Source organism: Spiroplasma endosymbiont of Amphibalanus improvisus (genome assembly GCF_964030645.1).
In the GTDB taxonomy this organism is placed as follows: Bacteria; Bacillota_I; Bacilli_A; order Mycoplasmatales; family Mycoplasmataceae; genus CAXIPX01.
The window spans coordinates 273,334-286,629 of sequence record NZ_CAXIPX010000003.1 but is presented as its reverse complement, the minus strand read 5'-3'; the positions used below and the strand labels follow the sequence as shown (position 1 = coordinate 286,629).

4 protein-coding genes and 3 rRNA genes are annotated in these 13,296 nt (G+C 34.2%); all 7 read left to right on the top strand.

All coding sequences use genetic code 4. The features are described 5' to 3' along the window. Positions 1–35 precede the first annotated feature (35 nt). The 7 genes from obgE (at position 36) to AAHM77_RS01625 (ending at position 13,236) form a co-directional block, all read left to right on the top strand. Positions 36–1,376, top strand: coding sequence for a GTPase ObgE (obgE, locus tag AAHM77_RS01655; RefSeq protein ID WP_342252401.1), 1,341 nt, complete (start codon positions 36–38; stop codon positions 1,374–1,376). Further along, positions 1,354–2,148, top strand: coding sequence for an NAD(+) synthase (nadE, locus tag AAHM77_RS01650; RefSeq protein WP_342252400.1), 795 nt, complete (start codon positions 1,354–1,356; stop codon positions 2,146–2,148). The genes obgE and nadE overlap by 23 nt, the downstream gene beginning before the upstream one ends. Further along, a complete protein-coding gene (gene miaA, locus AAHM77_RS01645; protein WP_342252399.1) occupies positions 2,135–3,076 on the top strand; it encodes a tRNA (adenosine(37)-N6)-dimethylallyltransferase MiaA in 942 nt (313 codons plus the stop codon). Before nadE ends, miaA begins: the two co-directional genes overlap by 14 nt. A 237-nt stretch (positions 3,077–3,313) precedes the next feature. Continuing rightward, positions 3,314–4,837, top strand: a 16S ribosomal RNA gene (locus AAHM77_RS01640). Positions 4,838–5,083: 246 nt separating this feature from the next. Continuing rightward, a 23S ribosomal RNA gene (locus AAHM77_RS01635) occupies positions 5,084–7,987 on the top strand. A gap of 73 nt (positions 7,988–8,060) precedes the next feature. Then, positions 8,061–8,167 (top strand): 5S ribosomal RNA (rrf, locus tag AAHM77_RS01630). Together the 16S, 23S and 5S rRNA genes form the textbook arrangement of a ribosomal RNA operon. A 110-nt stretch (positions 8,168–8,277) precedes the next feature. Further along, entirely contained in the window at positions 8,278–13,236 is a 4,959-nt protein-coding gene (locus AAHM77_RS01625; protein WP_342252398.1) for an FtsX-like permease family protein, read from the top strand. Positions 13,237–13,296 lie beyond the last annotated feature (60 nt).

The window sequence follows — 13,296 nt, the reverse complement described above, 5'->3', positions numbered from 1 at the left end:
ATTGAGTATAACAAACCTATTATAGAAGGTTTGAAATGAAATTTGTAGATGTTGTAAATTTAAAAATTACAGGCGGAAATGGTGGCGACGGTGTTGTCGCTTTTCATCGTGAGTTATATGTACCCAAAGGAGGACCTAGTGGTGGTGACGGCGGAAACGGCGCTGATGTTTTTTTGGTAGCAGATTCTGGTATGAATACACTAGTTGACTTTCGTTTTACCAAAGAAATTATAGGGGAAGCTGGTGTAAACGGTGGAACTAAAAAGTGTCATGGACGAAACGGAGAAATTAAAGTTGTAAAAGTCCCAGTAGGAACTATTGTTTATGACGGAGATACAAATAAAATTTTACATGACGTGAAGGAATTAGATAAAAAATATTTAATTGCTCGCGGAGGAAAAGGCGGGCGTGGGAATGCTCGTTTTGTAAATTCACGAAATAAAGCGCCCACTATTTTTGAACGCGGTGATCTTGGAGAAAGTTTAAAAATTAGATTGGAACTTAAAGTAATTGCTGATGTTGGGTTTATTGGTAAACCTAACGCTGGTAAGTCTACTCTACTGTCTGTAATCTCTAATTCACGACCAACTATTGCTGATTATCCTTTCACTACAATTAATCCTCAACTAGGTGTTTGTAAAATTAATGATGATAGTTTTGTAGTTGCTGATTTACCAGGATTAATTGAACAAGCTAGTAAGGGTAAAGGATTAGGGTTGCAATTTTTGCGTCACATTGAAAGATGTCGAATCATTGTGCATGTTTTAGATATGTCAGGTAATTACAATACAGAAGATGTTTATCAAAATTATTTAAATATTAAACAAGAGCTAATTGCCTATAATCCTAAACTAGGTTTACGCGAAGAAATTATTGTCGCTAATAAAATGGATATTGAAAATAGTGCTGATAATTTGTTAAAATTTAAAAATAAATTAAATAATTCTCAAATTACTGTTTTAGAAACTTCTGGTTTAAAAAAACAAAACATTGATGCCCTAAAACAATTGATTGCGAATAAATTAAAAAATATTCCTGATAAATTAGCATTGTGAGAATTAAATAATAATTTAGAACCAGCTATTTCAAACGCTGAAAATAGTAATTTTAAACATATTAAATTTGAAAATCATAAACCTGATTTTAAAATTGAAAAAATTAATTCTACAACCTGAAAGGTTTCAGGGGAAGACATTTTCAAAATCTATCATAAGAATCCAATTGCTACACATGATAATTTATTATTGTTTAATTCTAAATTACAAAAAATTGGTTTATTTGAAGAATTAACCAAAAGAGGCGCAGAAGAAGGCGATACAATAAAAATATTTGAATTGGAATTACAGTGAAATTATGAGTCAAAAAATAACAGATAAAAAAAATCAATTGATGACAGATTATATTAATTATTTAACTGAATGAATTAGAGAAAAGGTTAAGGAAGCTAATTGTGTTGGGGTTATTGTTGGAGTTTCAGGTGGTGTAGATTCGGCATTAGTTTCTAGATTAGGTCAATTAGCATTCCCGGAAAATCATTTAACCGTGATAATGCCGTGTGATTCTGTTGCAGAAGATAAAAAATTAGCCTTAGAATTAATAGAACATTTTAAAATGAATTATCAAATAATTGATATAACAAAGATTTATCGTGCTTTTTTAAAAAACATTAAGGTTCAAAAAGTTGCAGAAGAATTATCACAGTTAAACATTAAACCTCGTTTAAGAATGACAACATTATATGCATTAGCGCAAGACAAAAAATATTTAGTACTAGGTACTGATAATTTAGATGAATTGTACATTGGTTATTTCACCAAACATGGTGATGGCGCTTCAGACATTGCCCCAATTGCGAATTTGTTAAAGAATCAAGTTTTTTTATTAGCGAGACATTTACAAGTACCACATTCAATTTTAATAAGACAGCCTACTGCTGGTTTATATAAGGGTCAAACTGATGAATCAGAATTAGGTTTTAGTTATGACCAATTAGATAATTATTTACAAAAAAAACCAGTAGGAAGAATAATTTCAAAAAAAATTAGAACATTGCATAAACAGTCAAATCATAAACGTAATCCTTTATCCAAACCAGATCAATTTTTATTTGATAAAAAATTTGCCCGATTAAAAAATGAAGAACAATAAACCACTTATTTGCATTGTAGGACCAACTGCTTGTGGCAAAACAGATTTATCAATCGCTGTTGCTAAAAAATTGAATGGTGTTTGTATTAATGCAGATGCTACTCAATTTTACAAACATTTAGATTTGGCTACTAACAAAATTACAGAATCAGAAAAAGAAGGTATTCAACATTTGCTACTTTCTTTTTTAGAGTTAGATGAAACCTTTTCTGTTGCAGAATACCAAACAATTGCAATGCAAAAAATTGAAGAAGTGTTTCAAAAAAATAAAATCCCGATCTTGGTAGGTGGTTCTGGTCTGTATGTTAATTCTGTAATATATGATTATCATTTTTCACCAATTGACAATTTAAAAAAAGCAAAATTAGAAAATAAGTACCAAAATTACAGTAACACCGAATTGTATGATTTATTGTTAAATATTGATAAAAATTTTTCCGATCAGATTCATATTAATAATCGTAAACAAATGATTTCGCATTTAATATATTATGATGTGAACAATAAAACTAAATTAAAAAAAGAAAATAATGGCAAGCAGTTAAATTATAATGCAATTATCATTTATCTAAAACCTGATCGTAGCACTCTTTATAACAAAATTCAGATAAGGTTAGATAATCTTATTAAAAAAGGTTTGATCGATGAAATTAGACAAGTTTTAAAATTAACAAATCACAATATGGAATTACAAAGTATGAAAACTATTGGATGCAAAGAAATTAAGGAATTTTTGGATAATAACATCTCTTTAGAACAAGCTAAAATGAAAATGATAAAAGCTAACTGACATTATGCACGTAAGCAAATGATCTGATTTAATTACCAAATTACCCCGACAATAACTGTAGAATATAAGTTATTGGAGTTTGATGTTATTAAAGAAGAACTGATTTGTCAAATTCAAAATTTACTAAAAAAATATTAAAAAAAAATGATTTTTTTTGTTTTTTTAGTTGTATTTATTATTAGTTAATGTATATTTTTATTGTTGTACTACTTTCAGTTAAAAATTTAATTGAAATACATAGTATGAAAATGTTCTTTGAAAACTAGATATAACTTAAATAAAATGATTAAATTCATTTTAGACATCATTATTAATCAGTGTAGATTAATAACTGTCAATAAACAATTAAGCCAGGAGATAAATTTTAAATTTATTTTAAATGAGAGTTTGATCCTGGCTCAGGATGAACGCTGGCGGCATGCCTAATACATGCAAGTCAAACGGGAGTGCTTGCACTCCAGTGGCGAACGGGTGAGTAACACGTATCTAATCTGCCTATTAGCGGGGGATAACAGTTAGAAATGACTGATAATACCGCATAAAACTTAGATTGGCATCAATCAGAGTTAAAAGACGCGTTTGCGTCACTAATAGATGAGGATGCGGCGTATTAGCTTGTTGGTGAGGTAAAGGCTCACCAAGGCGATGATACGTAGCCGACCTGAGAGGGTGACCGGCCACATCGGGACTGAGACACGGCCCGAACTCCTACGGGAGGCAGCAGTAGGGAATTTTTCACAATGGACGAAAGTCTGATGGAGCAATGCCGCGTGATTGATGAAGGCCTTCGGGTTGTAAAGATCTGTTATCAGAGAAGAATAGATAGCATAGGAAATGATGCTATTCTGACGGTATCTGATTAGAAAGTCACGGCTAACTATGTGCCAGCAGCCGCGGTAATACATAGGTGGCGAGCGTTATCCGGATTTATTGGGCGTAAAGCGTGCGCGGATGGTTTGGCAAGTTTGAGGTTAAAAACCAGAGCTTAACTCTGGTCCGCCTTGAAAACTGTCTCACTAGAGTGTAGGAGAGGTTGATGGAATTCCGAGTGTAGCGGTGGAATGCGTAGATATTCGGAGGAACACCAGTGGCGAAGGCTGTCAACTGGCCTATTACTGACATTTAGGCACGAAAGCGTGGGGAGCAAATAGGATTAGATACCCTAGTAGTCCACGCCGTAAACGATGAGTACTAGGTGTCGGCTTTTTTAAGTCGGTACCGCAGCTAACGCATTAAGTACTCCGCCTGAGTAGTATGCTCGCAAGAGTGAAACTCAAAGGAATTGACGGGGACCCGCACAAGTGGTGGAGCATGTGGTTTAATTCGAAGCAACGCGAAGAACCTTACCAGGGCTTGACATCCAGTGCAACGCTATAGAGATATAGCTGAGGTTAACATTGAGACAGGTGGTGCATGGTTGTCGTCAGCTCGTGCCGTGAGGTGTTGGGTTAAGTCCCGTAACGAGCGCAACCCTTGTTGTTAGTTACTCCATTTAGTTGAGATACTCTAACAAGACTGCTAGTGTAAGCTAGAGGAAGGTGGGGATGACGTCAAATCATCATGCCCCTTATGTCCTGGGCTACACACGTGCTACAATGGCCGATACAAACAGTTGCAATCCCGTGAGGGGGAAGCTAATCTGATAAAGTCGGTCTCAGTTCGGATTGAAGTCTGCAACTCGACTTCATGAAGCCGGAATCACTAGTAATCGCGGATCAGCAATGCCGCGGTGAATACGTTCTCGGGTCTTGTACACACCGCCCGTCACACCATGAGAGTTGATAATGCCAGAAGTCGGTATCCTAACTTCGGAAGGAGCCGCCCAAGGCAGGATTGATAATTAGGGTGAAGTCGTAACAAGGTATCCCTACGGGAACGTGGGGATGGATCACCTCCTTTCTATGGAGAATAATTGTATAAACATTTATATTAAATTTCGGTTTAATTGTTTATATGGTAAAGTTATATCTAGTTTTCAGAGTTCATTTTCTGTCAACAATTGTTCTTTGAAAACTGAATATTAGACATCTCAAATAATTCATTAATTTGAATGATTTCTGTTATCAATTTTTCCAAAATTGTAAACTGAAATTTCAAAATAGAAAATCTCAATCAAAAAGGATTTTTGATCACAAATAATAAACTTATGAAGTTAATAAGAGTGTATGGTGGATGCCTTGGGAATAGGAGACGATGAAGGACGCGATTACCTGCGATAAGCCTCGGGGAGCTGGAAGTAAGCTTTGATCCGGGGATTTCCGAATGGGGCAACCCAATTAGTTTTAAAGCTAATTATCCTACAGTGAATTCATAGCTGTAGTGAAGTGATACCTAGGGAATTGAAACATCTTAGTACCTAGAGGAAAATAAAGCGAATGCGATTCCCTTAGTAGCGGCGAGCGAAACGGGAACAGCCCAAACCGAATTTATTCGGGGTTGTAGGGCTACTTGTACGGAGTTACAAAGTTAAATTATAGTGGAAGTTGTTGGGAAGCAACACCATAGAAAGTGAAAGTCTTGTACACGAAATAATTTAATCTCCAAGTAGTACCCTGAGTACGGCGAGACACGAGAAATCTTGTCGGAATCCACGCAGACCACTGCGTAAGGCTAAATACTACCTATTCACCGATAGTGAACCAGTACCGTGAGGGAAAGGTGAAAAGAACCCCGAGAGGGGAGTGAAATAGTTCCTGAAACCATATACTTACAAGAAGTTGGAGCTCGTTAATGAGTGACAGCGTGCCTTTTGTAGAATGAGCCGGCGAGTTATGATGACATGCAAGGTTAAGTAGAAGATACGGAGCCGTAGTGAAAGCGAGCCTTAATAGGGCGTTCAGTATGTTGTCATAGACCCGAAACCAGGTGATCTAGCCATGAGCAGGTTGAAGTTAAGGTAACACTTAATGGAGGACCGAACCGACGTTCGTTGAAAAGACCGCGGATGACTTGTGGCTAGGGGTGAAATTCCAATCGAACCTGGAGATAGCTGGTTCTCCCCGATATAGCTTTAGGGCTAGCGTCAGAATTAGCGTAATGGAGGTAGAGCACTGAATGTATGATGGCCGCACCTAGCGGTACTGATTACAATTAAACTCCGAATGCCATTATTGCATGTCTGGCAGTCAGAACATGGGTGATAAGGTCCATGCTCGTGAGGGTAACAGCCCAGATCGTCAGTTAAGGTCCCCAAATATATACTAAGTGTGTAAGGATGTGGAATTGCACAAACAGCTAGTATGTTGGCTTAGAAGCAGCCATCATTTAAAGAGTGCGTAACAGCTCACTAGTCAAGTGATTCTGCGCCGAAAATGTAACGGGGCTAAAGTATATTACCGAAACTACGGATCCGAAAGGGTGGTAGGGGAGCGTTCTAATAGGGATGAAGGTAGACCGTGAGGACTATTGGACTTATTAGAAGTGAGAATGCCGGCATAAGTAACGATTGAAGGTGAGAATCCTTCATGCCGTTTGACTAAGGTTTCCTGGGCAAGGTTCGTCCACCCAGGGTTAGTCAGGTCCTAAGGCGAGGCTGAAAAGCGTAGTCGATGGATAACAGGTTGATATTCCTGTACTATTATATAAAGTGATGGAGTGACGGAGAAGGCTAAGACAACCTGGTTATTGGATTCCAGGCCAAGCGTAAAGAGGGCAACATAGGTAAATCCGTGTTGTATTAACCTTGAAACGTGATGGGGAACGAACACTTTGGTAAGTAGTGTAGTGTCTGAAGCCATGCTTCCAAGAAAAGCTTCTAGCGTTAATTTATATAATACCTGTACCGAGAACGAACACACGTGGTCAAGGAGAGAATCCTAAGGCAAGCGAGATAACTATAGCTAAGGAACTCTGCAAAATCATCCCGTAAGTTAGCGATAAGGGATGCTCACTTTTTAGTGAGCCGCAGTGAAGAGGAAGGGGCAACTGTTTAGCAAAAACACAGCTCTCTGCAAAGTCGTAAGACGACGTATAGGGGGTGACGCCTGCCCAGTGCCGGAAGGTTAAGAGAATTTGTTAGTTTCGACGAAGCAATGCATTGAAGCCCCGGTGAACGGCGGCCGTAACTATAACGGTCCTAAGGTAGCGAAATTCCTTGTCAGGTAAGTTCTGACCCGCACGAAAGGCGTAATGATCCCTTCGCTGTCTCGGCTATAGACTCGGTGAAATTTTAGTACCTGTGAAGATGCAGGTTACCCGCAACTAGACGGAAAGACCCCATGGAGCTTTACTATAACTTGATATTGATTTTCGATATAGTATGTATAGGATAGGTGGGAGACTATGATCTTGTAACGCTAGTTACAAGGGAGTCGTCCTTTGAATACCACCCTTGCTATATTGAAAATCTAACCTTGATCTGTTAGCCAGATCGGAGACAGTGTCAGGTGGGTAGTTTGACTGGGGCGGTCGCCTCCTAAAAAGTAACGGAGGCGCCCAAAGGTACCCTCAATACGGTTAGAAATCGTATGTAGAGCGCAAAGGTAGAAGGGTGCTTGACTGTGAGACTTACAAGTCGAACAGGAGCGAAAGCTGGGCTTAGTGATCCGGCGGTCCCGTGTGGAAGGGCCGTCGCTCAACGGATAAAAGTTACCCTGGGGATAACAGGCTTATCTCCCCCAAGAGTTCATATCGACGGGGAGGTTTGGCACCTCGATGTCGGCTCATCGCATCCTGGAGCTGTAGTTGGTTCCAAGGGTTGGGCTGTTCGCCCATTAAAGCGGTACGCGAGCTGGGTTCAGAACGTCGTGAGACAGTTTGGTCCCTATCTGTTGTGGGCGCAGGAAATTTGAGAAGAGCTATCCCTAGTACGAGAGGACCGGGATGGACGCACCTCTGGTGCTCCAGTTGTCACGCCAGTGGCACAGCTGGGTAGCTATGTGCGGAATTGATAATCGCTGAAAGCATCTAAGCGAGAAACAAACTTCAAGATGAGATTTCCCCTCCCTTGTGGAGTAAGACCCCTTAAATACTATGAGGTTGATAGGATGGGTGTGTAAGCATAGTGATATGTTCAGCTAACCATTACTAATCGGTCGACAGCTTCTAATTTTATTAACAAAAAAACTTTTTGATATTAAGTCTAATATTCAGTTTTGAGCGAATGATTGCTCAAAAAAAATTGTCTGGTGATTATAGCGTAGTGGCTACACCTGTTCCCATGCCGAACACAGAAGTTAAGCACTACAGCGGTGATGATAGTTGAAAAGCGAAAGTAGCACGTTGCCAGTCTTGTAAAACGAAGAATTAATTCTTCGTTTTTTTTATGTTTTTTTGAAAATAGTATATAATAAAATTGTTTTATTATATAAAAATTTTATTCTGTTAAGGTTTAATAAACTATGTCTAATAAATCTCCGAAATGAAAAAATTATTGACTTCTTTTCAAACAAGGCTTTAAAGGTGTTTTAGTTTCAAAAGTACAGTTTATTGTAATTCTGTTGTTAGCTATTCTTTCGGTATCACTATTGGTTTCAGGAATCACTTCTTTTTCAAGATTAATGGATAATGAACAAGTTGTTTTTAATGATACGCCAGAATTTGATTATGATTTTCATTATAATGATCGACAAAGTGATACTGTCGCTCCAGTTCAACAACTTATCTACCCATTATTAGATTTAGAATATGCTTATAGTTATGATACTGACGTTTTGAACGATAATTTAATTTCAACTAACTATAATTTATATTTTGCCGGTGATAATTGCCAAGGTACTTTATTTGATGGGATATTTGATCCTCAAAATACTAGTGGTCATTATAATAATTATTTGAACGATTATGCAAGTTTGGATAGCACAAGTTTTATAGAACAACTAAAAAATGATTTATTTTCAAATTTGTATTCTGCAGTTTCTACAGGACAAGTTGGATATAAATATCAAGGACAAGATCATTATCATGATATAACTCAGATGACTTCTGAATCTTTAATTTATCAATATTTTTCACAAATATATGATCCTAGCAAAACAGCGATTACTGACTACTTTTTTCTAGATAATTTTTTACAATATGAATCTACTACTTTTTATAGTTGAATTGATTATAATTTTTTAAAATATGCAAACACTACTGATCGTTCTAATTTTTTAGAACAAAATATTTTAGGTAATAATCAATCTAATACTGTTTTTTCTAATGAAAATACTTGAATTGGTGATTTAAAATATGATGACAATACTAATTCATACCATCCATATACTTATTCTGAGGCATCTGATGACGCAGGTGGGGGTGATCCGATAAATTCTTATGTTGATGATAATTTAAGTCGAGGAAAAATTATCAATCAATATGGGTTACATGGGTGTGTGAGTACTACAGCTTTCAATACTGGAACTAATATTTCTGATAAAATAATATTTGATGATGGTAACATGTCATTTTATTTACCTTTGAAAGATGGAAACCAACAAATAAATAATTGAGAAATTAATGATGAAAACTATATGTATTTTCATACAAAAATGGCTGCTCAAATTTGTAATTTTGATTTTGATATTAGAAATGAAATATATGTCTCTGACCAAACAAATAATTTTAAGTACAGAGTAGTTTTGTTAGATAATCCAAATTCTCTTTATAACACTAATAATCCTGATGTCACACTGATGAAAGGGGCGTTGCCTAAAAATTCAAATCAAATAGTTATTTCACCACAATTTGCAAAATCTAATCATTGAAATGTAGGAGATTGAATTTCAATAAATAATAAACCTTATCAAATTTCTGGTATTGGAACTGATCCATTCGCTTATATACCAGCAGCCAATAATGAACAATTCATTCCTGACACTTCAACTTCAGGAGTGATCTATATTTCACAATCAGCGCAAAAACAATTCATACCTGAATATTCTACTGATTCTATTGATTCAACACTAGAAACACACATTTTTTTGACGACTAAAAGTGGATTTAATTCTAATATAATGGATTTTAGTAATTTTTTAGGAAATGGTGGTTCAATTATTCCGTTCGATAATGAAAATGAAGACAATCAAAAAGATTCTGTAGCACTTTCTTCGTTTATAACATCTTTTAATACTTCACCTTATTCTCGTAATTGGACAGTATTCCCAAAATTATTATTTATATTTAAATGAATTTTATATTTTTCTTCAGCAATAATTTTAGTAATTTGTTTGATCTCTGTTTTTATATCTATTAAAAAAAATATTGAAAAAAATTCATCACAAATCGCAATATTAAAATCATTAGGTGTTTCAAATAATTTAATTTCACTTTCGTATTTGTCCTATGCGTTTGTTATCACTTTTTTCGCTATACCGATAGGTTGACTATTAGGTACAATATTTCAAATACAGTTATGTAGTTTTTTTGATGATTTTTTTTCCTTAGATTATTCTAATTTTGTTTTAAATCCACTATCTTTGTTGTTTTCCTTTGCTATAGTAGGGATAATTGCATTTATTACATCATTTCTTATGTCCATGTTTGTCTTAAGAAAACCTGTTATTGATGTTATCAATCAAAAAGATGAATGAAAACAAAATAAGACAATTAAGTTTTGAGGTCAGAAATTGATTAATAAAAAATCATTTTCCGCAAACTTTCGAGTTAATGTGGTAAGTTCTTCTGTTAAAAATATCACTATATTGTCTATCGTCATATTTACATCATCATTTATAATGACATTAGTTTTATCTTTGCCGTCAGTTTTTACAAATTTATCCGATTCTTTTTTTAATGATATGCAATATAAAAATGAATATGCATTTAATACTTCTGTTTATAATTCACCACTAACTAAACTTCAAACTAATTTAATACAAGATCCCAATGTAATAGAAAATAACTATTCTGCAAATAAAGGTTATAATTATTATGATGAAAATGGAAATATTATTAAAAGTGGCGGTTATGATAGTTTAAATAATTATTTTAATTCTGATCTTAATACTTCACCAATACCTTTTTTCTTATTTAATAATAAAGATACAGCTGTTGGTTATTATCCAAAATGAACTGTTGATACTATATATCATGATAGTAGTCAAGTTTATTCGTTATTGACTGAAATGTTTGGAAATAATTTTTATTCAGGAAATGGAAATGGATTTTCTGTAGGAATGATTATTGGTACTTTGAATTTAATTTATAATTATACTTACAATGAAGCAATAAAAGATGGTAAAACCAATGAAGATGCCAAAATATACGCTATAAATAAAACCAGCCAAGTTAATGATAGTTTGAGTATCGGAATTGTTCAAATATTACAACAAATTTTAGATATAAAAGAATTACCTTCTGGAGACAATTGAGAAGACCAAATTGTACAGTTAGTATTAAGTAAATATCCAGATTATGTCAAAAATATTGTTAATTCTTCGGATGCAAAAAAAGACCAGTTTGTTTTTGGTTGAAATTTTTATAATTCAGTATACGGACAAGACGCATTAGTTACCAATTTTAACAACACTTTTGATAACAATACAAAAATTACTACAAACGGATTAGATCAAAATAATAATATTTTAAAATTAACTAGCGCACAAAAATCCCAATGTTTTGTTGATAGTAATACAATTAATCAATTAAATGAGTTATTGAATAGTCCAAATAGTGACAATGTTACACAAGATATTTTTACTGATTCTGGTTATAAAATTTATGATAAAAGTACCAATACTATTTTAATTCCAACAATCGCTTCACCTCAAGCGTTAATAGATTTAGGGAAACCTAAAGATTATAATGGGGTATTAGACGATGATTATAACATTTCTGGTCGTCAGGAATTACAATATAAAGATGCAGCAGGTAATTTTGTACCGTTAAATAAATCTGATTGGATTTACGATGACACTGATTTCTTTCATTCAGAATATTTTAAAACCTTGTCAGTTGAACAAAAATCAGCATATTTTAATTCAACAATAAATTTAAAAGACGAAGACCAGGAAAATCCTGATTATGGACAATCAGCTTATTTAAATCCATTTGAATTAAATAACTCTGATTTTAGTTTTAAAGATGAGTATAATAGTATGGAAACTGAAAAAATTGCTGAAAATGCGTATGGTAAGTTGATGACATACAGTAATATCGATGCTAGTGGAACTGTAAGTTACCAAACGGTCTTAAGACCATATTATGAATTTAAAAACATGCATTTATATATCCCTGATCCAAATGATGATGTGTGAAAATTAAATTTTGTTAATTCAGCTACGGAAAAAACAGATTATAGCAAAGTAACAGAAGATAACGCAACTCCTCCAGATTGCGTTAAAGATGCTAGTCCAAATGCCTCAAAATGAGTTGATGTTAAACCATATGATTTAAATTTTAGTGAAGCATATGACCCTGACAGTGCGCTCGGGAATTTCTTCAATTCACCTTCTGATTGATTGGTAGCCTTAACTTATGAATTAGTCAATAATGATCTTGATGCAGGGTGGAAATTAGAATATAATTCTAATCCCAATATTGCTAATAACAGTTCAGTGAATATAAAATATAATGTTGTTGACCAATCAGAGACATATGGTTCTGGTGTATTATACTTAGATAATAATTTATCTAATTTAATTTATGGTTATGATTCATCAGAAATGGTGCAAACAACACCTGTCTTAAATGATGAATCACTCGCAATCTCTGATGACGCCACATTTGCAAATAATATCACGAGTTCTTATTCTCAAGTTTTGATCGGAACCAATATGTGGTACAACACAAGTTTTTCAAATATTGCTGAGCCAATCGGTTTCACCACTCAGAGTCAGTTATCGCCTACAATTAATATCGGTTGTAATTTGGTTAATGGTCAAAATACATTTTTAAACCGAATGAATGCTTCTATAAATAATATGGATTTATTAGTCCAGAAGAAAAATTTCATTAATGAAATTTCTGGAGTTTTTATAGCATTTACTTCATTCTTTATAATTTTTATTGTTTTATGTTCGGCATTATTAGTATTATTAATATCAAACTTATTTATCTCGAAATACTATACTTTTTCTAACCAGATGAAAACTGAAGGTTATTCAAAGCGACATATAATGTCTTTAACCCTCCATAATTTCATACCATTTGTGTTTATATCTTGAGCATTATCTTCGTTGTTAGCAGTAGGAGCATTATACGTAGTTAATATTATTTTAGTATCCACAGCCGGTCTAGTAGTGCCGTTTGGTTTTGATTGGTATAATATTTTTATAACATTGATTTTAATATTTATTGTATATTCTTTTTCATTTGTGATGGCCTATATTAAATTAGGTAAAAACCCAGCAGAATCACTTGCTGTGAAAATTATATAATTCTATTTTTAAAAATATAAAAAACCAGAAGATAAATATTCTGGTTTTTTATATTTTAGA